The sequence below is a fragment of the Loigolactobacillus backii genome (genome assembly GCF_001663675.1).
In the GTDB taxonomy this organism is placed as follows: Bacteria; Bacillota; Bacilli; order Lactobacillales; family Lactobacillaceae; genus Loigolactobacillus; species Loigolactobacillus backii.
In genome coordinates this window covers 103,505-127,231 of the sequence record NZ_CP014873.1, presented here as the reverse complement: position 1 = coordinate 127,231, position 23,727 = coordinate 103,505, and the positions used below count along the sequence as shown (strand labels likewise).

19 protein-coding genes and 1 other annotated feature are annotated in these 23,727 nt (G+C 41.1%); of the genes, 15 read left to right on the top strand and 4 right to left on the bottom strand.

Features of this window, described 5'->3' with window-relative positions; translation table 11 throughout:
- Nucleotides 1-258: 258 nt before the first annotated feature.
- From AYR53_RS00525 to AYR53_RS00515, 3 genes are all read left to right on the top strand, one after another.
- Entirely contained in the window at nucleotides 259-1,617 is a 1,359-nt protein-coding gene (locus AYR53_RS00525; RefSeq protein WP_068279944.1) for an IS4 family transposase, read from the top strand.
- A gap of 203 nt (nucleotides 1,618-1,820) precedes the next feature.
- Nucleotides 1,821-2,831: a glycosyltransferase family 2 protein gene (locus AYR53_RS00520; protein WP_068279947.1), complete on the top strand. Its 1,011-nt coding sequence runs from the start codon at nucleotides 1,821-1,823 to the stop codon at nucleotides 2,829-2,831.
- A 2-nt stretch (nucleotides 2,832-2,833) separates the two neighbouring features.
- Complete coding sequence (locus AYR53_RS00515) at nucleotides 2,834-3,817, top strand: glycosyltransferase family 2 protein (RefSeq protein ID WP_068222620.1); 984 nt, start codon at nucleotides 2,834-2,836, stop codon at nucleotides 3,815-3,817.
- A 335-nt stretch (nucleotides 3,818-4,152) separates the two neighbouring features.
- Here the strand turns inward: AYR53_RS00515 and AYR53_RS00510 are convergent, their stop codons facing one another.
- Entirely contained in the window at nucleotides 4,153-5,007 is an 855-nt protein-coding gene (locus tag AYR53_RS00510) for a hypothetical protein (RefSeq protein ID WP_068279950.1), read from the bottom strand.
- A gap of 20 nt (nucleotides 5,008-5,027) precedes the next feature.
- Between AYR53_RS00510 and AYR53_RS00505 the strand changes: the two genes are divergently transcribed.
- From AYR53_RS00505 to AYR53_RS00495, 3 genes are all read left to right on the top strand, one after another.
- Nucleotides 5,028-6,206, top strand: coding sequence for a glycosyltransferase family 4 protein (locus tag AYR53_RS00505; RefSeq protein WP_082920414.1), 1,179 nt, complete (start codon nucleotides 5,028-5,030; stop codon nucleotides 6,204-6,206).
- A gap of 13 nt (nucleotides 6,207-6,219) precedes the next feature.
- On the top strand, nucleotides 6,220-7,716 hold the full coding sequence (locus AYR53_RS00500; RefSeq protein ID WP_068222640.1) for a glycosyltransferase: 1,497 nt from the start codon (nucleotides 6,220-6,222) through the stop codon (nucleotides 7,714-7,716).
- A 235-nt stretch (nucleotides 7,717-7,951) separates the two neighbouring features.
- Nucleotides 7,952-9,370 carry a 4-hydroxyphenylacetate 3-hydroxylase N-terminal domain-containing protein gene (locus AYR53_RS00495; RefSeq protein WP_068279953.1) on the top strand — a complete coding sequence of 473 codons (1,419 nt, stop codon included), beginning with the start codon at nucleotides 7,952-7,954 and terminating at the stop codon, nucleotides 9,368-9,370.
- 278 nt (nucleotides 9,371-9,648) lie between these two features.
- On the opposite strand, the gene AYR53_RS00490 is transcribed toward AYR53_RS00495, so the two are convergent.
- Complete coding sequence (locus AYR53_RS00490) at nucleotides 9,649-10,284, bottom strand: beta/alpha barrel domain-containing protein (RefSeq protein WP_068281261.1); 636 nt, start codon at nucleotides 10,282-10,284, stop codon at nucleotides 9,649-9,651.
- Between the two features lie 82 nt (nucleotides 10,285-10,366).
- Nucleotides 10,367-10,639 (bottom strand): hypothetical protein, encoded by a 273-nt coding sequence (locus tag AYR53_RS00485; protein ID WP_068279956.1) that lies wholly within the window; start codon nucleotides 10,637-10,639, stop codon nucleotides 10,367-10,369.
- A 458-nt stretch (nucleotides 10,640-11,097) separates the two neighbouring features.
- Between AYR53_RS00485 and AYR53_RS00480 the strand changes: the two genes are divergently transcribed.
- The 5 genes from AYR53_RS00480 (at nucleotide 11,098) to AYR53_RS00460 (ending at nucleotide 15,905) form a co-directional block, all read left to right on the top strand.
- A complete protein-coding gene (locus AYR53_RS00480) occupies nucleotides 11,098-11,559 on the top strand; it encodes a CinA family protein (RefSeq protein WP_068279958.1) in 462 nt (153 codons plus the stop codon).
- Between the two features lie 90 nt (nucleotides 11,560-11,649).
- Nucleotides 11,650-11,982 (top strand): hypothetical protein, encoded by a 333-nt coding sequence (locus AYR53_RS00475; protein WP_068279960.1) that lies wholly within the window; start codon nucleotides 11,650-11,652, stop codon nucleotides 11,980-11,982.
- 120 nt (nucleotides 11,983-12,102) lie between these two features.
- Nucleotides 12,103-12,678 (top strand): NADPH-dependent F420 reductase, encoded by a 576-nt coding sequence (locus AYR53_RS00470; RefSeq protein WP_068279963.1) that lies wholly within the window; start codon nucleotides 12,103-12,105, stop codon nucleotides 12,676-12,678.
- A 147-nt stretch (nucleotides 12,679-12,825) separates the two neighbouring features.
- Nucleotides 12,826-13,021, top strand: a binding site (T-box leader).
- Between the two features lie 74 nt (nucleotides 13,022-13,095).
- A complete protein-coding gene (tyrS, locus tag AYR53_RS00465) occupies nucleotides 13,096-14,352 on the top strand; it encodes a tyrosine--tRNA ligase (RefSeq protein WP_068279965.1) in 1,257 nt (418 codons plus the stop codon).
- A gap of 269 nt (nucleotides 14,353-14,621) precedes the next feature.
- Nucleotides 14,622-15,905 carry an ISL3 family transposase gene (locus AYR53_RS00460; protein ID WP_068224565.1) on the top strand — a complete coding sequence of 428 codons (1,284 nt, stop codon included), beginning with the start codon at nucleotides 14,622-14,624 and terminating at the stop codon, nucleotides 15,903-15,905.
- A 474-nt stretch (nucleotides 15,906-16,379) separates the two neighbouring features.
- Here AYR53_RS00460 and AYR53_RS00455 read toward each other — a convergent pair whose 3' ends face one another.
- Entirely contained in the window at nucleotides 16,380-17,765 is a 1,386-nt protein-coding gene (locus AYR53_RS00455; protein ID WP_068279968.1) for an APC family permease, read from the bottom strand.
- A gap of 253 nt (nucleotides 17,766-18,018) precedes the next feature.
- Between AYR53_RS00455 and AYR53_RS00450 the strand changes: the two genes are divergently transcribed.
- The 4 genes from AYR53_RS00450 (at nucleotide 18,019) to eno (ending at nucleotide 23,693) form a co-directional block, all read left to right on the top strand.
- Complete coding sequence (locus AYR53_RS00450; protein WP_068279970.1) at nucleotides 18,019-18,759, top strand: DUF975 family protein; 741 nt, start codon at nucleotides 18,019-18,021, stop codon at nucleotides 18,757-18,759.
- A gap of 997 nt (nucleotides 18,760-19,756) precedes the next feature.
- Nucleotides 19,757-20,932 (top strand): chorismate synthase, encoded by a 1,176-nt coding sequence (gene aroC, locus AYR53_RS00445; protein WP_068222661.1) that lies wholly within the window; start codon nucleotides 19,757-19,759, stop codon nucleotides 20,930-20,932.
- A gap of 15 nt (nucleotides 20,933-20,947) precedes the next feature.
- Nucleotides 20,948-22,240 (top strand): 3-phosphoshikimate 1-carboxyvinyltransferase, encoded by a 1,293-nt coding sequence (aroA, locus tag AYR53_RS00440; protein WP_068279972.1) that lies wholly within the window; start codon nucleotides 20,948-20,950, stop codon nucleotides 22,238-22,240.
- 163 nt (nucleotides 22,241-22,403) lie between these two features.
- On the top strand, nucleotides 22,404-23,693 hold the full coding sequence (eno, locus tag AYR53_RS00435; protein ID WP_068222676.1) for a phosphopyruvate hydratase: 1,290 nt from the start codon (nucleotides 22,404-22,406) through the stop codon (nucleotides 23,691-23,693).
- The last annotated feature ends 34 nt before the right edge of the window (nucleotides 23,694-23,727 follow it).

Genomic DNA, 23,727 nt, shown 5'->3' with positions numbered 1-23,727 from the left:
TATGAATGTTATAATTAGGTAGTAATAGTAATGAAATTTAAAAATAATATATCTTTTATACCGATAAAAAAACTTCATTCACGTGCTAGATCAACAAGTGATAAAACATCCAATAAATATTACTAACTGAAACTTGAAAGCTAATAATCACGCCAAAGGCGTGTGGTTATTGGCTTTTTTGGCAAAAAAATAAACGCAAGCTCTCCTGCGTTGTATACTTTAGTCGACCAAAACCAAGATACAAAGGAGACTTACGTCATGAATATTATAAGACAAAAAAATACAGAAAACGAGCTTCACAATATTGTTCATCAATTTACTTCCCTCATTGGTCTATCTAAACTCACCAAGTTGGTGAATTATCGCCGGAATTCAGAAATCAGCTTGATGAAGGTCATTGAATGGCTGCTCACGACAAAGTTCCTGGGACGCTCGCTTTATCGAGCCCATGAAACACCTAACTTTACCAGTCGCACCGTCAGAAATAATTTGAACGATGGCCGGATCAATTGGCAACGCTTGATTTGTCAAGTTGGGAGTCATTTAATCAAGCATTTACGACCGTTTATTGACCGCCGGCGGCGGTTAGCATTGATCATTGACGATACACTCTTTTCCCGTGAGTACGCCACCCAAACCGAATTACTAGCGCGAGTCTTTGACCATGACAAACAGTTATATATTAAGGGATACCGGGCTTTAACTTTGGGTTGGAGTGACGCCAATACATTCTTACCGATCAACTTTGCATTAATGTCTTCCAAGAAGCCACAAAACGTCCTTGGAAAATCAGCTAAAACAACCGATCAACGAACAATTGCTGGCCGGAGACGTCGCCAAGCACAGCAAAAAATGAAACTCGTTTCATTGCAACTTGTCAAGCAAGCCCTCGCAAATGGCGTTCTAGCTGACTATGTGTTATTTGATAGCTGGTATAGCTCACCAAAAATGTTCTATGAATTAACCAAGTTGGGATTAAACGGCGTGGGCATGCTTAAACGGTCCAGCAAAATTTACTATCAATATCGCGGACGGCAATATTCAGTTAAAGCATTATACAAGCGACTGCAGGCCTCAAAATATCAACCCAAGCAAGCTTATCAATACAGCTGCTTTGTCGAAGCGCACGTCGGGAACCAAAAATTCAAGCTTCGCTTGGTATTTGTGGCTAATCGGGCCCGTCAAGATGACTACCTAGTACTGGCAACGACTCAGTTAGGCCTTCAGCCACAAGAGATCATTCAACTATACGCCCGAAGATGGCAAATTGAGAATTACTTTAAAGTTGCCAAGCAATACTTGCGGCTCGACAAATCACAAGTTCAAAATTATGACGGGCTTTGTGGCCATTTAGCAATTGTCATGATGACTTATGACCTATTAGCTTGGCAGGAACGGCAAAATCAGGATGATCGCACCATTGGGGATTTATTCTTTATAATGAACGAAGCCATGCCAGATATTGAGTTGTCTCAAGCACTGGTATGGCTTCTAAATTCGTTAAAAACGATTATTAATCATGAAGTTTATGCAAGAAGAGCCCAAATTATTCAGATGATGAATCAGTTCTTCACATTTTTGCCGAAACGGTTAGTTTCGCTGTTAACAGCAAGCTAAATGGTTAAATTAATTAAAATATGCCCTGTGATACCAAGGGATCAGTCTGTCTTCATACTTTCAAGTTTCAGTTACTAATTAAAAGGGTTTCTATATTTTTTTGGAATTATTTTCGTGAGGGTTAATTATTAATAATTAACCAGTATAAATGAAAAAATATTAAGAATATGATGAGACTCTAAATAAAGAAGGTTTGAATTGTAATGAAAAAAACAGTTTCTATTATTATTCCATTTCATAGTGAACCAACCTACACGGTTTTTAATGTCTTAGCATCAATAAATAATCAAATTGGCATTGATTTTGAGAAGGTCGAGGTTGTCTTGGTCAATGATGGTGGGCCTGAACTTCCAGATGGTGTAGACACGTTTAAGTTACTCAAAAATTTAGATATTATTTACATTCGTTTAAGTGCGGGCCATGGTCCAGGACCTGCTCGGCAAAAGGGCATGGATCGCGCAAGTGGTCATTACTTTATGTTTATGGATGCGGACGATCAATTTCATATTGATGAGGCGTTGTTAGATTTCTTTAATGTTGCCAATAAGGGCAACTATGATTTAATTGCTGGCAAGTACGTGGAGCAGGCCAGGGATATTAAAACTGGTGATTTTTTCTATGTTTTTCATGAGAATACTGAAAATTACTCCATTTTCTCTAAATGGTTTAACCGCGATCTCATTAAGCAGTATCACATTCATTGGGCGGATGATTTAAGAGTGTTTGAGGACACTTATTTTGTTGGTTTGGCCACCGAATTTTCGGCGAATACTAAGCGAATAGACAGTATTGGTTACAGCTGGTTGTATAACAGTAAATCAACTGGCCGAAGTACTGGTAAATTAGGCGTTTCCTTTGATGATCAGCTGCATACTTGGAGTAAAGGACGCCGCTATTTTCTCGAAGAAGTGCAAAAATATAAACCAGAACGGGTGGCGGACCTATTTGTTGCCTACGTTGCCGATATATTTTACCGGCAAAAGCGATTTACGCCGGCAGATATCGGAAAATTTGCGGAAGAACATGTTCATTTATTACGTGAATTCAGTTCATATTGGCTACCAGCGCGTGCGAAGATTATGCAGACGATTATTAACTATAATCAAAAAGGAACGATCTATGACGATTTAAGTAATGATGATGCACTGAAATTCTTATTTCAAACAGAACAATATGCTTTAGGTGATCAATTCTCTAAACAGGAGGTGAAATAATAATGAAGACGAAGAAGAATACTGAACCAACTGTGTCGATTATTATTCCCTTTCATAATGAAGATGAGTGTCAACTCAGTATTGCACTGTCATCAATTAATTCGCAAATTGGGATTGATTTCAATGAAGTTGAGATCATATTAGTGGGCGATGGTGGTAAGAGGCTCACTAATCCAGCAGATTTCAACCTATTTAATAACCTAACTATTCGGTATAAGTACTTTACGAATAGTGGGGGTGCTGGTGTTGCAAGACAACGTGGGATGCAACTGGCTAAGGGCCGTTACTATATGTTTGTTGACGCCGATGATGAGTTCTATTATGATGGCGCCTTACTAGAGTTCTTTAATGCGGTCAGTAAAGGTGATCACGAAGTAGTGGTGGCTAAGTACATTGAACAGGGTAGAAATGCTGATGGTAGTTATTTTTACTTGCATAATGAGCCCATTTGGAGTGCGGCCTATGCCAAGTGGTTTAATCGTGATTATGTTAAACGGATGGGGTTACACTGGCTGGATGATGTGCGAATATTTGAAGATGTTTACTTCTGTTCAATGGCAATTGAATTATCTAGTGATGTTGTTTGGCTTAATTCATTTGTCTACAGTTGGTTGTACAATCCTAAATCAACGGTTAGAGATCCGGCCTTAAAATTTAATATTCAGTTAGATCAATGGGCCAAAATGAATAAATATTATTTGCGTAAAATTAGAGAAAAGGCACCCCAAAAGCTGGCGTTTGATTTTGGTAATTCAGTTTCGACATTATTTTACTGGAAAAAGAAAAACCCTGGTTATGATGCCGCGGCGTTGAATCGAGAGCAACAATTGATGTTAAAGGAAAATTCTGATCTATGGGATTCAACTCAAGGTATTATGCAGCAACAATTACAGGTATTACATAAGCCTGGTACTGAATTTGAAAACTATGATATTTCCGATTTTAGTGAATATTTGGCGCATTCTAAAGCGTTAATGAACAATTAGGTTGGAAAAGATCTAGTGAAGTGAAGGAATGATTAGGTCGTTAAGCGTTTAGTTAGTGAGGAGTGGGACAAAGGTCGGTTTTGGATAGGCACGTGAATCCAGAATTTTTGTCTTAGCCTCGTTTTAACCATATTATTTGTACCATTAGCAGCAACCTCTTAAGCAATCTATACAATTACCATAAGGCGTTAGTAATTACTGTTAGACGCTTCGCCATGCGTATAGGTGGTAAAGTAAGAAAGTATTCCTGGTTTTTGAATAAATTAATGCTAAAAAAGGTGCCAATAATGTTAGTTTTTGCTAACGTTATTGGCACCTTTTTTGATATCAAGTTATTACATATTTGGGACGGCAATTTGGATTGGTAAGTTTGCCTCATCAATAGTCATCATGCTGAAATCAGAATGAATTCGTTTGACTAAAGTAGCACCGGTATGGAAATCATCAACAATAAAACGACGTCCTGGTAATAAGGCTAACTTTTCTTCAAAATCATCAGCCGCAATTGCATCGGCGGAAATGAACGGAATCATGTTAATATGGCTTTCTTTGATAAGTTTAAGCATATCCTGCGATTCAATACCGATGACAAGCAGATTAGCCGTTGCAAAGTTATACTTCAACCACCAGCTGCTAAGTTCAAGCGGTGAGTCAAAAGTATTGACTAAAATGCCTGAGCCATCAAACACTTCTAACCGGGTTTGTTTACCCGTTTCATAATTAACAACAAGGGTTGTTAGACCATTTTGTCGGTAATATTCTTCCCGTTCAATTATTCCATCTTTTGTGTAAAAGGCATTGGCGGCAAGAATACCCATTTCATTATAAAAGCTGTGCTTAGTAATTGAATCACCAGTAAAGTAACTAATATCGACAATTCGTTGCTTGGCACCCTTAGTATAACGAACTTGTAATTTTGAAGCATCATTGCCCAGAGTAAGTGTTTGGAGTGTGCGGTCTTTATTCCAATGGCTTGATTTAATATTTTCTTCAGGTAAAGTTACAGGCTGACTGGTTGATTGGCCTGTATGCTGAACGTGATAAAGTGGGTTGATAATCTCAATTCTTTTGCGATCAAGATTGTTTTGCTTAGCTAATTCATCAATTTCACCGGAGATATTAATATCAAAATAACCAGTATAGAGACCAACCTTTTTAAGTCCTTGGTCAAGTAATTTTTTAATTAACATGATTAAAAAGTCCACATCGGGTGGATAATTATGATACTCGTGGTTTTCGGACGTTATCACAGTGGTATTCGCCAGATAATAAAGTTGATACTGAGGTTTGGTTAAATACTGATGGCCTACCTGCTGTAGAAAAATTTTATAAGCCAGGTAATGATGGCAAATTACAAACCACTGGTTGGCGATTAACTGATCGAACCAACGGTAAAATATACATGTTTGATACGATTGAAGAGTTAACGGTTCGTTTTCTTGATGATCTAAATGATGAGTTTTGGTCTAAGAAACACCCGAATATTTATGTGATTGATCGGGGCCATGTTGCTGACTGGGGAATTTTACACTTGAAGCGGGCGGCTTATTCAGTCAATTATCTGCATAATGCCCACGCGAGTGCCCAAGATCCAATGGCTGAAATTGTTAATAATAATTATGAATTTACGTTAAATGCGCTTGATGGTTATGATGCCATTGCTGCCTCAACGCATAAGCAAAACCATGATGTGGAAATGCGCTATCATCCAACTGCTAAGCTCTTTACAATTCCAGTTGGTGTTGTGTCAGACAAGTTATTAAAGACCAAACGTATTCCGATGAAGGAGCGAATCTTCGGGAAAATGGTTGTTTTTGCTCGAATTGCACCTGAAAAACAACTGGATCAGTTGGCCGAGGCAATAGCACTTGTTCATAAGCAAGTTCCTGAAGTAACACTGGATCTATATGGTTACGCTGATTCAACGAATAACTATGAAGCTAGACGTAAAGTTCAGAAGGTTATTGTTGACAATGATCTTGGTGATGTTATTCATCTAAAAGGGTACACGAACAAGATCGATGAAGTTGAAAATCAGGCGATGCTTTATGGCTTAACTTCTGATATGGAAGGCTTTAACTTAGGTATTATGGAAGCAACGGCTCATGGCTTGGTATCAGTCACCTATGATGTTAACTATGGTCCTAATGAAATTGTTGAAGATGGTGTCAACGGAACAATTGTACCTTATGGCGACGTTGAGGCTTTTGCCAATGCGACAATTAAAATTTTGAAAGACCCACAGCTGACACAGAAATACAGTACAGAAGCTTATAACTCTGCCGAAAGGTATTCCGAAGAAAATGTTTGGCAAGGTTGGGAAGCACTGATGTCTGACGCTGATAAAGTATGGCCAACCAAAATTGCTGCCATGAATTATCAGGCTTAAGGGGGAAGAGAAAATGTACTATTTTATTAGTGAAAATGTTTTTGGGTTAAATTCAGGGACTGAACATTCGCAGGCACGGAGAACCAGAATGTTCAACGACCAAGGCAAATCAGCATATTATGTTTCACGTAATTATAATCGTTTTTTGTATCGTGATTTAGAAACTGAAGGCCTTGAACACCGTTTCTCGCTTAATATGTATGATTATTTTCAGGGAACCTTGAATGTTAAGCGCCGTAAACAGAATATTCGTTTGATGGATGAAGTACCACTTGATGAATACCAGGTTGAATCGATTAATCCAAACTATTCCATCATAAAACATGCAGGTCGTCCAGTTGGCCGGCTAAATGTTTTACCGGGAACCGTTGGTTTAACGATGAGCGTCGAAAGTCGTGATATTCGTGGTAATATCGTTGCTCGTGAAAATTGGGACTGGCGTGGTTTTAAGTCTTCTTGTGATTATTTCCATCCGGATGGCACAGTTGCTTCACGCACCTATTATAATTTTGCTGGTGAACCAGTGATTGAAGAGACATGGATGCGAATTGGGAAACGTGTTGCGCCTTCGATGCGAAAATTAATCAATTACGAGGGGCATGATTATCGGTTTAACTCCGAAAATGAGCTATTTAAATTTTTCTTGGATGAACTTTTCAAGAAGGACAAGGATGCTATCGTTATTTCTGATCGCCACACGCTAGATAACGTTGTTGCAGATATTCAAAATGTCAAGGCAAAATGGGGTTACCTTCATGGCGTCCACACCAATAATGCGAAGTCACCAGTAAACGGTCAAGTTCTTGAAGTCTACAAGACACTGCTTGAACAACGTCCAGCCGATTTCACTGGTGTGTTAGTTGCTACTGAGGAACAGCGGGATGATATTCGGCTGCACTTCCCAATGGCCAATGTTCGTGTAGCACCTGATACTGCAATCAGCGGAACCCACCGGCACAAGAAGGGTGACCGGCCAAAGATCATTTTTGTGGGCCGGCTAGGCGCTGATAAGCGGCCTGATCATGCTTTAGTTGTGATGAGCAATGTGGTTAAGCAGGTTCCTAACGCCGTTCTTGAGCTTCACGGTTATGCACCAACTAAACAGGCCCGTGAAGAATTGGATAAACGAGTTGATCAGTTAGGTTTGAAAGATAACGTTGTCTTTGGTGATTATCGCAGTCAAAAAGATTTAGCGACTGTTTATCGTGACGCCGACGTAATTTTACAAACTTCAAACGTGGAAAGCTTTGGGATGAACTTAGTTGAAGCAATGAGTTACGGTGTTCCAGTCGTAACTTACAATATTAAGTACGGCACCAAAGTATTGGTTCAAGATGGCGTTAACGGCTATGTTGTTCCTGATAAGGGAATTCAGGCTATGGCTGACCGAGTTGTTAAGCTTTTAACCGACGAGAAAGATTGGTCGCAAAAGAGTAAGGCTGCCTTGAAGAAGGCCAGTGAATTTACGTTTGATAAGATGATTGGTGACTGGCAAAAGGCTTTGAAATAAGGGCTTGTTCTGAGTTACAGAGCATCTTGTAAGGATAATATTTCTAAAAATGAGACTGGTACAAAATTAATCTTTTTGTGCCAGTCTCATTTTGTCGTGTATTATTGGTTTTGTGAGGTGTAACGAAAAATTTGGTTGTTAATTGGGATTGAAGTTGTTTCGTTTGTCAGAACACGTTCTAATCTAATCAATTTTTGCGTTACAGGGTAAATAAAAATGTTGGGAGATTTTTAATGTGAGTTCGATTACAGATCTAAATGATGGGCGGGCCGTCTACTTTGATGGTGCATTAGTTAACGTGGCCGAGGTGCCAATTTTTCAGAAAACACTGGCTGTTGTTAATACTTATTATGATTTACAGCGCACTAATCCAAAATTACATACTTACCAAGAGGACGGCCAAACTTTTGCGACTGCCTTTATGACACCGCGTAGTGTGACTGATTTGCAGAAGAAGCGAGCAGTTTACACGGAGATTGCTCAGGCCTCATATGGCATGTTAGGGCGGACACCTGACTTTATTGCTAGTGGGTTAGCTGTTTTAAGCGCGAAAGCTGGTTTTCTTGGTAAAAATAAATATACTGATTTTGCGGCAAACGCTAAACATTACGCCGAGCGAGTTAAAAAGGGAGATATCTTTGTTTCCCATGCCTTGCAAAATCCACAGCTTGATCGCAGCAAGGCGCTAAATGCGATTCCAAAGGGTTATGCAGGTGTTCACACAGTTGATCATGACGAAAAGGGAATCTATGTTTCTGGGGCTAAAATGGTGAATACTTTAGCGCCCATTGCGGACGAATTATTAGTCTTCAATCCACCAGAATTATTGTTGGACGCCGGTGATACTAGCTATGGTCTTGCTTTTGCTGCGCCGCTTAATTTATCCGGCGCCAAGATCGTTTGCCGTAAGCCGCTTAATCACCCTGGCTATAGTGAAAATGATTATCCCTTGAGTAACGCCTTTGACGAAATTGACGCTTACATCTTATTCGAGCACGCTTTTATTCCGTGGACGGACGTTTTTGTTTACAACGATTATGCTATGTCTAACCGTTTCTTCGTTGAATCGGGGATGTTCATCCACACTGCGCACCAAGATGAGGTTCGCGGTGTTACCAAGTTAGAGTTTGTGACTAGCCTGGCAATCCGGGTGGCCAAGGCTTTAGGGTTGGCCGACTATTTAGGGGTCGCCGAACAATTAGGTGAATTAACCTCGAATCTTGAGTTGATCAAGGGGACTATCGTTAATTCGGAATTGAATGGTCAATTAGACGAACAGGGAATCTTTGCCCCTAGTGAACAAGCCCTAACCGCAGTTCGGGACAGTTTACCAAAAATGTACGAAAAGGCCTTGCAGGTTATTCAACATTTGGCAGCCGGCTCAATGGTGGCTGTTCCTGATTTTAGGGAATTCAGCGGTAATAACGCCACTATTTTACGGCAGGCCTACACGTCAGAAAAAATTGGTGCCGAAGATCGGGCTAAATTGTTAAATTTGGCTTTTGATGTTAGTAGTGCTGCCTTTGGTCAACGACAACTCATGTACGAATATTACCACGGTGGTGATCCGAAACGAATTCGGGCCAATCATTTTCGGCATGAGGATTTGACGGCAGGTACGGCAATGCTGGAACGAATTTTGAAATTGAAGTAATTTGATTGTGGTGCATTAATTGTTGGCCAGCCGCTGAAATGTAGCGACTGCTACTTGAACTTATTCACTACTAAGTAGACCAAACTGTAATCAACAGAATTTGAAACGGTTAAATTTTCCGACTCGTTGGTGCAGCGAATGGTACAGTTTTTCAAATACGGCTATAGTACATTAGTTAAATAAAGGAACCCCTGTAATTGGTGAATTTGCTTACCAATTACAGGGGTTCCTTTATTTTAATTGCTAGTGCGTCAGGAATACGCGCTTAACTTTATCGGCTAAGTATTATTTTTGGTTCTTTCGATTTCTTGTTTCCGATAAAGAGCCATTTTTTTACTGAAAAGTTCACCATTACTTGGTGGCGTGTAAGTGACGGCGTTGGCCCCTGCGGCAATGACTGCCTCAATGGTTTCATCAGATTTACCACCAGTGGCGATAATCGGTAATTCAGGGTATTTTTGCCGAACTTGCCGCACAATGCTGACCGTATTTTTACCGCCAGAAATATTAACAATATCAACGCCCGCCGCCAAGCGCGGTTTTAAATCGGTTCGATCCGTAACCACCGTTAAAATAAGTGGGATGTCAACGACTTGATTGACCGCTTTAATTGTTTCAATCGGTGTCGGTGCGTTGATGACCACGCCGAGACTACCAAGGCTTTCGGCAAACAGGCTAATGTTTACCGAACGTTGACCGTGAGTTAGGCCACCACCAACTCCGGCAAAAACGGGGATGTCCGCCACCATGCTGATCCCTTGCATGATCGCTGGGTGGGGTGTGAATGGATAAACGGCAATGACAGCGTCGGCGTTGGTATTTTTAATAATTGCCATATCAGTAGAGAAAATGATCGAACGAATTCGTTTACCCAAAATAATAATACCGCTGGCTTGGTGAATGATCTCTGGCATGCGCACAATATTTTGCCGCAATTCAGTCACAATTTCCGGTGCTTTTTGATTCAACGCTAATCACTTCCTTCGCAATTGTTGGTTACTTATCCTCATCCTTGGGTTGTTTATCCGCCAAGTAAACACTGGTGTCGTTTTGCCGGCGTTGATCCGCGGCCTCATTATTATGTGGGTCCGTTTTATTGAAATTCATCGTTTCGGTGGCGTCAGGAACTTGTTCTGGTGTGACTTCGGGTTTTTCCATTGGATTTTCGTTTTGCTCATCATAGCTCATATTGCTGTCGTGGGCGCCACTACGATTTGTTTCGGTTTCAAAGTGTTCTTCTAGGTGCTTTTCTTCATCAAATTTTGTCATTTTTGTACCTCCTTGGGTTGAGGGTCTGTTTGCTGTCACGGTAAAATTTTATTTTTAGAAAATGGATATTTCATTGCTTTAAAGGTTGACCGGGCAATGATTTACACCAAATTAGTCAGAAAATACTCACAAAGGTAATTTTCAAACACATTTCCACTAAATCGGCTAGAGAGATACTCTTAAAAATATTTTCCACCGCCTAAGCAGAATCATATTTCTGGAATTAAGGCCAAGTTACATTACCCAACAATTAATCATACTGTCACTTTAATATAGCTACGTTGGTGAAAGCAATTTATATACTTTAGTATGTTTATTCATTTTGTTGGCCAGTGTTATTTGCTATGCTGAAAAAAAGTAGGTTTGCATAAAAAACGTAATTGATAATTTGTGGGAAAAAATACACGTGGCAATAGTTGTTCTTTTTTTGAACGTTCTTTTGAAAATGAGGTGTATAAATGGAATTTTCTGAATTAACACAACTTTTAGCAGAACGAGGATTAACCTTAACTGCAGCTGAAAGTTTGACTGGTGGTCAATTTCAAACCCAATTGGCGGCAACTGAGGCGGCTAGTGACGTTTATCCGGGGGGCTTTATCACTTATTCAAGCGAATCAAAAACGCAATTGCTGGGCGTGGCGCCAAAACTGATTCGGCAGTATGGTGTTGTCAGTAATAAGGTTGCGCAACAAATGGCAATTAAGGCCCAAGATCTGGCGGCGACGGACTACGCGATTTCTTTTACGGGCGCCGCTGGTCCGGAAGCGCTCGCTGGTGAGCCGGCGGGAACTGTTTGCATTGGTCTGGTTGGTCCCAATTTACAAATGGCAAAGAAGTACTATTTTAAAGGCGAAGCAAAGCATGTTTTAGCACAAACTTGTGAAATGGGTCTAACGTTAATTGGGGAAAAGTTAGTTTAAAATTGTAAGTAAAATTCTGCATTCTTTAATTACAATTTTGCCTAATAACGGTTGTAAATAAGGTTAGGTGTCCTAGTGAGGGGGCTAATAATGAGTGTCCACAATAAAAAGTGGTTGTATTTAATACTTAACTGCTTAATGGTGGCCGGCGTAGGGATGACGCTGCAATCACCTGTGTTTGGGGCAAAGAAAACAGATGGCAACGGTAATTCTGGTCAAGTTGAGTTGGCCTCCCAGTCGCTGGAGACGAAGAGACCCCATTTGGTCAGTAAACCAAATCGTTCTGAAATAAGAAACCTAGCAGTCGAAAGTCTGCCGCGAACGCAATCACAACAAGAAAATTATCTAATTTGGGTAGGCGGCGGCCTTGTGCTTATTGCAATCGGCTTAGGTTGGTATAAACGTCGACCTGATAAGAATTAGTTTCTTTAAAATCTGCATCTAGATAGAATTAATTGAAAAACGAGTAAGTAAAAATCGGTACTAGTAAAATTAGTTTGTAGTAAAATGAAGTTGATTTAAAAGTTTTTAAGGAGGCCGATTATGAAAATTGGAATTTTAGGAGCTAGTGGCCAAGTTGGCACGGCTTTAAAAGAGAATTTAACGACGAATGGCTATACACCATTGCTTGGTTCAAGAAAGGCAACAGCCGATTACCAAACCAATGCCGATGTGGCTAAGGCTGCTGATTTACTAATCTTAGCGGTTCCTGGTCAGACAGTGCTTGATTTGGCCAAGCAGTTAAAGGCCGATTTGAAGGGTAAGATTTTGGTAGACGTGACTAACGCCATTACCAGTGACTTTTCTGGTCCTAAAACTTTCGCTGGCAAGTCACAAACCCAGTTACTTCAAGAAACTTTACCGGATACGGCAGTTGTTAAGGGCTTCAACCAAACAGGCTCTGCCAACATGATTAAGCCAGAGGGCAGCGTTCAATTCTTTGCTGGCGACGATCAGGCTGCAGTGAAACAAGTAACGGATTTGGCTAAGCAAATGGGCTTTGCGCCCCAGGCACTATCGTTGCAAGATAGTCCACTTCTAGATAGTCTAGGCTTCCTCTGGATTAAAGCGGCGATTCAGCTTAACAAGCAGCCTAATTTGAAATTCTACTTGAAGTAGTGAATCTAAAAAAGAGGGCCTATTAGCGTACCTAAACCGATTACGTCAATATTGATTATGGCCATTAAAAAGGACTGACTAATTGATTAATGCGTTCTGAGCGCCGGCTTGACAGGCACCACGGTGTAAGTTATAGTAAACTTAATTTCATAACGGACACAAAAAGTACAGTAGTGGCGTGACCAATCGTTCAGAAAGTTAGTGGTGGCTGAAAACTAACCGATGTTACAACGCGAATTACACTTTTTACGCGGATGTCACGGGTCATTTCGATAAAAATGAGGCGAGTGATAGCAGCAGCTATAACTTTGGGTGGTAACGCGGAAAAATTTTCGTCCCTGATCAAGTTTTTGACTTGGTTGGGGACTTTTTTTGTTAGTTATGATAATTTTAAACAGTATTAACGGAGGTTATAAAATGACGGAGAATATTATTGATGAACTTAAATGGCGGGGCGCCGTTAACCAAACGACGGATGAAGCTGGGTTGCGCGAATTAACGAGTGAAAAACAGATTGGTTTATACTGTGGCGTTGATCCAACCGGCGATAGCTTACATATTGGACACTTGATTCCGTTCATGATGTTGAAACGATTTCAACTAGCTGGCCACCATCCAGTGATTGTTATTGGTGGGGGCACCGGCGCAATTGGCGATCCATCCGGTAAAAATTCGGAGCGGGTTTTGCAAACGATGACCCAAGTTCAACACAATCAGGATCATTTATCCGCACAAATGGAAAAATTATTTGGCACGGATAATTTTCGGATTGTTAATAACTACGATTGGTTATCCAAACTTTCTTTGTTAGATTTTTTGCGGGATTACGGTAAATTATTTAACGTAAATACGATGTTGAATAAGGAGGTTGTGGCCAGTCGTTTGGAAGTTGGTATTTCGTTTACTGAATTTACTTATCAGATTCTGCAATCAATTGATTTCTTACACTTATACCGCCATGAAGACGTTCAACTACAAATTGGTGGCGCCGATCAGTGGGGAAACATTACGGCCGGAATTGATTTAATTCATAAGCAAGAAGGTGCTGACGCAAAGGCCTTCGCGTTGACAATTCCACTGATGTTAAAGGCCGATGGGACTAAATTTGGGAAGACCGCTGGTGGGGCAGTTTGGCTTGATCCGGAAAAGACGTCACCTTACGAATTTTATCAATTCTGGTTAAACCAAGATGATCGTGATGTTATTAAATATTTGAAATACTTTACTTTCTTGTCGCAAGAAGAAATTGCTGCCTTGGCCGATAAGGTTAAAACACAGCCAGAAAAACGAGAAGCCCAACGTCGTTTAGCCCAAGAAGTTACCAAATTTGTGCATAGTGAGGCTGCTGTTAAGCAGGCCGAGCATATTTCCGCAGCGCTTTTCTCGGGGGATTTAAAAGAATTAACTGCGGCGGAAATCGAGCAAGGTTTCGCGGATGTGCCATCAATGACGGTTTCAACAGAACCTAATAATGTTGTTCAGTTTTTGGTTGATACCGAGATTGAAAAATCTAAGCGTCAGGCTCGTGAGGACGTCACTAATGGCGCCATTACAATTAATGGTGACCGAATTCGGGATCTGGAATTCACTGTTGATCCTGCGGCTGCCTTTGATGGCCGCTTTGTGATTGTTCGCCGGGGTAAGAAACGTTATTTCTTGGCACGCGTGAAGTAGTTCGCTAATTTAGAGTAAAAAATAGGGTTGCTGGCAGAATTAATTTTGCCAGCAACCTTATTTTTTGGTAACGTGTTTGAAAATTGAGCTTCTGTAGTTAATTCGAGCACTAAACAGTCGCTTTCATAAATAATGGCTCTATACTTTTTCCTGTTGATAGTTTACAAATGGTAAACTATTAACAGGATTTTTGTGCAGAAAAAGAGCTCACAGCTCTCATCCAAAAATCTACCCACCACAAGTATCATTTGAAAGGATATGAGAAAACCGTGAACCCTATAGACAATCATATAAAATTTGCGCTCAGTATTAAAGACCCAAATGTCATTTTTTTCGATTATGGTTACGAATACAAACAAAACAGACGAATTAAAGTCTATCGCGCAACTGTCAAGACCGGCCTTGAACGTTGCCCCCAGTGTGGCTTTGATCAGTTCAATCATAATGGTCACTACCTTTCCCGGGTGACCTACCTAGCCGCCAACGCCAGTGAGCCGGTGTACCTAGAACTGCATAAAGAGCGCCTGCTTTGTAAAAACTGTGGGACTAGTGTGATGGCAACGACCGAGCTAGTTGATAAATATTGCAATATCTCCCGGGCAACTCGCCAAAAGATCTTTATGCATTTACAAGATGATCGGACCCAAAAGAGTATTGCTTGTGACAATAATGTCTCACCCAGTACTGTTTGTCGCTACCTAGATAAATATGATGATCTCTTTCGCCGGAATTACAACTATCTGCCAGAACATTTAGCGATGGATGAAGTACGTGGTGTTGGCGGTGTCCTGCACTTTATTTGTATTAACGGTGCTGGTGATCATGAAATTCAACAGATCCTGCCGGATCGGTTGAAACAAAACATTATAGCTTACTTTAAGCAGTTTCCGCTCAGCGTGCGTCAGCGCGTTAAAACCGTGACTTTAGACCTTAATAGTTACTACCAAGACATTGTTAAAGTCGTATTCCCCAACGCTAAGATCATCGTCGATCGGTTTCACATTATCGCCATGATGACCAGAGCGTTCAACCAAAGTCGCGTGCAGCTTATGAAACAATATTCTAAACGGACCAAAGAATATCGGATCCTAAAATTCGCTTGGAAACTGTACTTAAAACATTGTGATGACCTGGAGGTTAAACAATTATTTTATGATCGCCATCTGCGCCAACAAGTAACCCAGCAAGAACGCGTTCAGTTGGGTCTTGAGCTTGATGAAACGTTAGCGAACACCTACACCATCATGCAAGGCATCATGACTTGTCTAAAAAATTACGATAAAGATGGGCTCGTGATCTATTTATATCACAATGAGCAACTCAGTCCCAAAATGAAGGCCACACTAATCACTTTCAAGAAAAACCTAGAGATCATCCTCAATGCCAGTGAATCAAAGTATTCGAACGGTCCCATTGAAGGCATCAATCGCATGATCAAACAGATCCAGCGAACGGCCTTTGGTTTTCGCAACTATCACCATTTAGTTTCACGGATCAAACTACAACAAATGCGCACCAAACCAAATAAAAAAACAGCATTAGAAGTTGCCTAACTTCTAACACTGTAAAATTGGCTATCAACAGGATTTGACAGAGAGCCTAAATAATTCGGTGATTTAGGGATGCTTTGTTATAGTCTGGAGAACTTTAAATGGGACAAAAATCGCCAAACTAAAACACTGTCTTCAGAATCTAGTTCACGTTTGGAAAATGCTCTCACTAGTATTTTTCGGACTAATTTAATGTAAACGTGTTTGAAAAAGCAGATTCCTGCGGTTAGCTACAACAGCCAAATCACCTTTTTCAAAGGTAATTCGGCTGTTTAGGCTGCGACTCGGACTTTGGTTTATCCTAGTCCGATCGACAACGTTAGTAATCCTCAGAGCCATGTTTCTTGCGGCATGTACTTTGCCACAAGAATGGCCATCGTTCGTAGCATCAAGATTATTAGCGATTCTGGCTAATAATCCTCAATTGCGAAGTAGAATCTAACCGCCTTTTCAAACACTCCTAACCGCCTTTTTAGATTAAGAAATATTTTCGTGGTGAATGCCGTAAGTGAAGTAAATGAGTAGTCCAATGGCAAACCAAATCAACGAAGCAATCCAGGTTTCCGCGGGTAAGATGGCCATTAAACCAATACAAAAAATTGCGGAAATAATTGGTAGAACGGGTGACAAAGGAACTTTAAAGCCAGTGTTTTTGATTTCCTTATGGCGGCGTAACGGAATAATGCCAATGGAAATGAAGGTAAAGGCGATCAAAGTACCAATGTTAACTAAGTTGGTTAATTCGTCTAGTGGAATTAGGCCACCTAAGATAGAAATAATGATCGTCACCAGAATTAAACTGTGCTGAGGTAAATGCGTTTTACTTTGTAGTTGGCCTAAAAACTTTGGCAGTAAACCATCACGGCCAATTGAGTACACCAAGCGTGAACTGCTGTAAATCATAGTGATCATCATGGTAAACATACCGGCCAGGGCACCGATTGAAATGATACCGGCAACCCAATTTTGCCCAACTTTTTGCAGGGCGTAAGTCACTGGGTTAGCAACGTTTAAGTCTTTATAAGACACCATACCAGTTAAAACGGCGGAAACCAAAATGTATAAGATTGTCGCTACAATTAGTGTTCCAATGATACCGATCGGCATATTGCGCTGGGGATTTTTGACCTCGGCTGCAGAAGACGAAACGGCATCAAAGCCTAAATAGGCAAAAAAGACGGTTGAAGCACCTTTAAAAATGCCCTTAACTCCAAACGGTAAGAAGGGGTGCCAATTAGCCGGTTTAACGTAGAAGGCGCCGACAAGTAAGAAGATGACAATGATCGTTATTTTGACGATGACCATTACGTTATTGATCCGAACAGATTCCTTCATCCCGTGACTAAGCATCCAAGTGATTAGCCAAACGATTAAAACAGCAAAAAGGTTAAGGTAAGTTCCGTGGGCCGGATCAAAGGGGCCACTAAATATTTTAGGAATTTCTAGGCCAAAGCCCTGTAAAAACGAGGAAAGGTAGGCCGAAAATCCAGTGGACACAGCGGCCACTGCCAACATATACTCAAGGATGAGCGCCCAGCCTAAAACCCAACCAGTAAATTCCCCAAAAACAACGTTCCCGTAAGAATAGGCTGAACCGGCAATGGGCATGGCCGAGGAAAATTCAGCGTAACACATAGCAGCAATTGAACAAACAATGGCGGCGACGACAAATGACAATACGATGGCCGGGCCGGCCTTCAACGCGGCAACGGTTCCTGGCAAGATAAAAATACCAGTACCGATAACCGCCCCAATACCCAAGGACATCAGATCGAAAGCATTCATTGATTTAACAAACTGTTTATCTTTAGCCAAATACTTATCGAGACTCTGTTTTTTTAACATTTTTTCCCAAACTGACATAAAACTTCACTCCTTCACCAAACAACCGAATAAATTAAGGCTTAATGTCTATAATCTTAGCATAGCCACTAGTTTATGAAAAGAAAATTAAAACACTCAGTTGACTTTAATTTTACGGATAATAATGTTTTATTAATTAGGCGATGTTTGGCAGCTTTTTTGCCTTTACCCACTTAAAACAGTTATAATTGATTATCATGAGTTGGGGTACAAAGTTTAGAATTGATTTGATCTTAGAAACGAGGTAAATAGCGTGAAAACAAGACGTGAGTTAAAGGAACAGTCCAAGGATTTATTGCGCGGTAATTGGCTTAATGGTATTTTGTTGAATCTAATTCCAACGATTATTCAATTAGTACTCATCGCTGCATTTATTGTAGCGTTGGGCTGGATGGGCTTTAACTTCAATGATGTTAAAGAATCAATTAGTCATGCGGCTGACTATTCCACTAATGGTGGCAATAACGGTGGTAATATGATTGGTAGTATTGTTTCAACGGTTTTCTTAGTCGGAATTCAGTATACCTTCTTAGATTGGGTGCGTAATCGTGATTATGAAGTTCATCCATTGCGGGATGCCTTCCAAGTTTTCTCACAACCCTATTTTTGGGGGACAATTGGTTTGTTCTTTATCCAAATGATTTACGTTTGGTTATGGTCACTCCTATTTATTATTCCTGGAATTGTTAAATCCTATGCGTATAAGCAAAGTTATTTTGTCTATAAAGACCGACGAGATGTATCGGGCGACGCACCAGTTAGTTTCTTAGGTAGTATTACTGAGAGTCGGGCGTTGATGTATGGTCACAAAATTGATTATTTTGTGCTGCAACTAAGCTTTTTAGGTTGGGACATTTTATCGGTGATCACCTTTGGTCTTGGTTTCCTTTGGTTGAATCCATATAAAAACGCAACCTACGCGGGTTACTACGATGAATTAAAACGCGCACGCGATGAACAAATAAAGACAGAACCAAAAGTGATTGAACATTAAAAAAGAGAGAGTGGCCCAAGAAGCGTTTAGATTTTGAGGATTAGCCTAAGAAGTCACTTTTGCTGTGAAACAGCTAAAGCGACTTCTGTAGCTAACCGCAGAAATCTGCTTCTTGGGCCACGTTTGCTGCAGGTAAGAAGTGCCTAGATTTTGAGGATTACTAACGATGTCGATCGGACTAGGATAAACCGAAGTCCGAGTCGCAGCCTAAGAAGACACTTTTGCTGTGAAACAGCTAAAGCGACTTCTGCAGCTACTATTCCGCAATTGAAGATTATTAGCAAAAACACGCTAATAATCCTGATGCTTCATCCGTTGTCCATTCAACTACGGCAAAAACCGCCAAGTTGAAACATGGCAACCGCAGAGATCTGCTTCTTGGACCACGTTTACACCAAATTATAAGCAGGCACTTTATCTGTTAAATCTCCCCGTAAAACCGAGTATATAAAATGGCATCAGGATTTTTATCCTGATGCCATTTCTATCTACAATAATTTATATTCTGGTGCTCCTTTAAGGACGTAAACTAATTTTTATACTTTTCAGAGCCTTCAAGCACTAAAAAGGCGCGGGGCAACTAGTTTTAAGACGTCAGTCAACCAAATCTTTCAACACTATTAATGATAGAGATAAGTTGTGAAGAAATTATGAATAAAGACTAATAAATTAGTAAAGAAATCGGTTACTTAATTTTGGGGCCTGATATATTTTTACTGGAAATTTTGTTGACCGGCAAGTAAATAACTTGGCCGCGCCTTAATCAAGTAGTCAAACACGGTTACACCAAAATAGTTAGGAAAATACTAATAAAGGTATTTTCCAAACACGATCTAGTTAAATGGCCAGTATTGAATTTGTGGCTTAGTACTTCAATTCGAAAGAAAACAGCGTTCATCCTTTTTGACCATTCGCTAATTAATTTCCACAAGGTCGTTGACTTATGCTAAGCTAATAGCAATAAAAATGAGTTTAAGATGAGAAAGGTGGCAATAAAATGCGCTACACAACAGCAGGTGAATCACACGGTCCACAACTAACGGCAATTATTGAAGGAATTCCCGCCGGCCTAATGGTTTCGGTGGAACAAATTAATGCTGATTTAAAACGACGGCAGCAAGGTTACGGCCGTGGAAATCGAATGAAGATTGAGTCTGATCAGGTTCAGATCACATCTGGCATTCGTCATCAAAAAACCTTGGGTTCACCAATTACACTTCAGGTGACTAACCGCGACTATGCTCATTGGGATGAGATTATGAGTCCCACGGCCGAAGCCACGGCGGCCAACTCAGTTCGGCAAGTAACCAAGCCGCGGCCGGGGCACGCTGATTTGGTCGGTGGCGAAAAATATCAACACGCGGACTTGCGAAATGTTTTGGAACGCTCCAGTGCACGGGAAACAACGATGCGGGTTGCAGTTGGTAGTCTCTGCAAACAATTACTTCAAGCGATTGGTGTCGAGGTATTAGGTTTTGTTCAGCAATTAGGAACGGTGAAAGCCGATTTAACTAAATTACCAAAAATTAGTAATTTGAAAGCACTAGCGGCGGTGACCAATGCCAGCGATGTCCGTACTTATGACGCAGCCGCAGCCGCTGAAATGCACAGCCTAATTGATCAAACAAAAAAGGCTGGTGATACATTAGGCGGTGTTGTTGAAGTGCTTGCCACTGGTTTGCCGGTTGGTCTCGGTAGCTATGTCAGTGCCGATACGAAACTTGACGCTAAATTGGCCCAGGCAATTATTAGTATCAATGCTTTTAAAGGGGTTGAGTTTGGGGATGGCTTTAGTTTGGCGGATCATCCTGGTAGTCAGGATATGGATGAAATCTTTTATAGCGAAACTAAAGGCTTCTACCGCGGCAGTGATCATCTCGGCGGTTTTGAAGGTGGGATGACTAACGGAATGCCGCTAGTCATTAAAGGGGTTATGAAGCCAATTCCAACGTTATATAAACCACTGCGTAGTGTCGATATTCACACTAAAGAGGCATACGTTGCTAACGTGGAGCGTTCGGATACGACGGCGGTACCTGCCGCTGCAGTTGTAGCCGAGGCAATGGTGGCGATTACGCTAGCGCAGGCCGTTTTGGCGAAGTTTGACGCCGACGCCTTACCTCGTTTGCAAACGCAGGTTAAGGCTTACCATGACGAACTAGCGCAGTACTAGACGAGGAGTAAAAATATGCAAAAAGAATTAGTAACGGCTGCCACGCATTTACAGGGTGAATTAATGATTCCCGGTGACAAAAGTATTTCCCACCGCAGTGTTATGTTTGGTGCGATCGCTCAAGGAACCAGCAAAATTAGTCATTTTCTTTTTTCCGACGACTGTTTACACACAATTAGTGCCTTACAAGCACTTGGCGTTAAAATTCAACGCACCACTGATTCAGTAACGATTGAAGGTGTCGGTTTCAATGGCTTTACACCGGCCAAACAGGCAATTGATCTGGGAAACTCAGGAACGTCCACGCGTCTCTTAATGGGATTGTTAAGTAAACAGCCATTTCCAATAACGTTTAGTGGCGATGCTTCTTTAAGCAAGCGACCAATGCAGCGGGTGATTGCGCCCTTACAAAAAATGGGTGCGACAATTACAGCAACAGACGAAAATTATTTACCATTAACGATTCGAAGTAATCACAAGTTGACTGCTCTGGACGAAACGATCCCGGTGGCCAGTGCCCAGGTAAAAAGCGCTTTAATGTTTGCGGCCATGCAGGCTGATGAACCATCCCATTTAACTGAGCTGGCGCAGACCCGGGATCATACGGAAAGAATGCTGCGCAAATTTGGCGGGCAGGTAGATATTACGGGGCTAACCCTAACGGTGCCACCGCAACCGCAGCTAAAAGCGCAATCCTTTCGTGTTCCCGGTGATATGTCGTCGGCCGCTTTCTTTATTTTGGCGGCAATATTAGTTTCTAACAGTGAAATACGTCTAAAACAAGTTGGTTTAAACGGAACACGAACAGGATTTTTGGACGTTCTTAGCCGCATGGGTGCTGATATTCGCGTCGAAAATATTGATTCTGACTTCGAGGTTAGCGGTGATTTAATTGTGTCCACTAGCTCACTTAAGGCAACTGAAGTGGGCGGCACAGAAATTCCCAATGTTATTGATGAGATTCCGTTAATCGCACTGGCGGCAACCCAGGCCCAAGGAACGACCGTCATTAAAGATGCCGCAGAACTGCGGGTTAAGGAAACTGATCGGATTGCCACTGTGACAGCTGAGCTCCGCAAGCTAGGTGCCCAGATTGAAGAACAACCTGATGGGATGGTGATTACAGGGCCAACACCTTTGAAGGCTGTTACCAGTGATCAACTTGATAGTCATGGTGACCACCGCATCGGTTTGATGTTGGCCGTCGCCGCTTTAATCAGTCAAGGCCATTTGACCTTAAATGCTGCTGAGGCGATTAATGTTTCGTATCCGGCCTTTTTTACCGATTTAACAAACCTACTTAACTAGGGGTTAGGAAGCGCTTTTTAAAGTTATTTTTAAAAAAGCGCTTTCCAAAGTTGTCAATCAAAAAATAAGGTGCTAACATATTAAGTGAAATTATGTGGTGGGGCAACGTCTGCTTTTGACGTTACTTACATACGCAACGTTCTTTTAAGGAGGAAACAATTTTATGGCTAAATCAGCAGTAATTGAAAGTGTCAAAGCTCGCGAAGTTTTCGATTCTCGTGGTAACCCAACTGTCGAAGCTGACGTTATCTTAACAGATGGTACATTAGGTCGCGCATCAGTTCCATCAGGTGCCTCAACAGGTGAACTTGAAGCAACTGAATTACGTGACGGTGGCAATCGTGTTGAAGGTAAGGGTGTTAGCAAAGCAGTCAACAACGTTAACACAGAAATCAACGATGCTTTGAAGGGCGTTTCACCTTTTAACCAAGCTGAAATTGATCAAATTATGATCGACCTTGATGGCACACCAAACAAAGCTCGTTTAGGTGCCAACGCTATTTTAGGCGTATCAATGGCAACTGCACGTGCTGCTGCTAATGCATTAGGCACACCATTATACCGTTATTTAGGCGGAGTTAACATTGAATTACCACAAACGTTCCATAACGTTATCAACGGTGGTGCTCATGCTGACAATGGTATTGATTTCCAAGAATTCATGATTACACCTCTTAAGAAGACAAGCTTCCGTGATGGTCTTGAAAAGATTGCTAACACTTACCATACTTTGAAAAAAGTTTTGGAAGATGCTGGTTTCCAAACAGGCCTTGGCGACGAAGGTGGCTTTGCTCCTGACATGAAGTCAACAACTGAAGCTGTTGAAATGCTTTATAAGGCTATCGAACAAGCTGGTTACAAACCAGGCATTGATATCGGTATTGCTTTAGATGCTGCTTCATCAGAATTTTATGATAAAGATGCTAAGAAGTATAACTTCGAAGGCCACAGCTTTAACGCTGACGAAATGGCTAACTACTATAAAGATTTGAAGAAGAAATTCCCAGCAATCATCTCAATGGAAGACCCATTCTCAGAAGACGATTGGGAAAACTTTGCTAAGTTCACAAAAGACTTTGGCGACCAAGTACAATTGGTTGGTGACGATATCTTCGTTACAAACCCTTCAATTTTCCGTAAGGGTATCAAGGCCGGCGTTGCTAACTCAATCTTAATCAAATTAAACCAAATTGGTTCAGTTTCAGAAACGATTGAAGCAATTCGCTTAGCTAAGAAGAATGGCTACACAACAATGATCTCACATCGTTCAGGCGAAACTGAAGATCCATTTGTTGCTGACTTTGCCGTTGCCGTATCTGGTGGTCAATTAAAGGCCGGCGCAATGGCTCGTTCAGAACGTATTGCTAAGTACAACGAATTATTACGCATTGAAGAAGAATTAAATGGTCAAGCATCCGTTGCTCAATTTCCAAATGACGTTGACGCTGATTAATTTTTAAAATGAGAGTGTGATAAAAGCATGTTAG

Excerpts from the sequence above, each read along its gene's own strand:
- eno (WP_068222676.1), top strand. The coding sequence starts at position 22,404 with ATGGCTAAATCAGCAGTAATTGAAAGTGTCAAAGCTCGCGAAGTTTTC.
- AYR53_RS00475 (WP_068279960.1), top strand. The coding sequence starts at position 11,650 with ATGAGTGTCCACAATAAAAAGTGGTTGTATTTAATACTTAACTGCTTA.
- AYR53_RS00515 (WP_068222620.1), top strand. The coding sequence starts at position 2,834 with ATGAAGACGAAGAAGAATACTGAACCAACTGTGTCGATTATTATTCCC.
- aroC (WP_068222661.1), top strand. The coding sequence starts at position 19,757 with ATGCGCTACACAACAGCAGGTGAATCACACGGTCCACAACTAACGGCA.
- aroA (WP_068279972.1), top strand. The coding sequence starts at position 20,948 with ATGCAAAAAGAATTAGTAACGGCTGCCACGCATTTACAGGGTGAATTA.
- AYR53_RS00480 (WP_068279958.1), top strand. The coding sequence starts at position 11,098 with ATGGAATTTTCTGAATTAACACAACTTTTAGCAGAACGAGGATTAACC.
- tyrS (WP_068279965.1), top strand. The coding sequence starts at position 13,096 with ATGACGGAGAATATTATTGATGAACTTAAATGGCGGGGCGCCGTTAAC.
- AYR53_RS00490 (WP_068281261.1), bottom strand. The coding sequence starts at position 10,284 with ATGCCAGAGATCATTCACCAAGCCAGCGGTATTATTATTTTGGGTAAA.
- AYR53_RS00455 (WP_068279968.1), bottom strand. The coding sequence starts at position 17,765 with ATGTCAGTTTGGGAAAAAATGTTAAAAAAACAGAGTCTCGATAAGTAT.
- AYR53_RS00500 (WP_068222640.1), top strand. The coding sequence starts at position 6,220 with ATGTACTATTTTATTAGTGAAAATGTTTTTGGGTTAAATTCAGGGACT.
- AYR53_RS00485 (WP_068279956.1), bottom strand. The coding sequence starts at position 10,639 with ATGACAAAATTTGATGAAGAAAAGCACCTAGAAGAACACTTTGAAACC.
- AYR53_RS00520 (WP_068279947.1), top strand. The coding sequence starts at position 1,821 with ATGAAAAAAACAGTTTCTATTATTATTCCATTTCATAGTGAACCAACC.
- AYR53_RS00510 (WP_068279950.1), bottom strand. The coding sequence starts at position 5,007 with ATGTTAATTAAAAAATTACTTGACCAAGGACTTAAAAAGGTTGGTCTC.
- AYR53_RS00525 (WP_068279944.1), top strand. The coding sequence starts at position 259 with ATGAATATTATAAGACAAAAAAATACAGAAAACGAGCTTCACAATATT.
- AYR53_RS00470 (WP_068279963.1), top strand. The coding sequence starts at position 12,103 with ATGAAAATTGGAATTTTAGGAGCTAGTGGCCAAGTTGGCACGGCTTTA.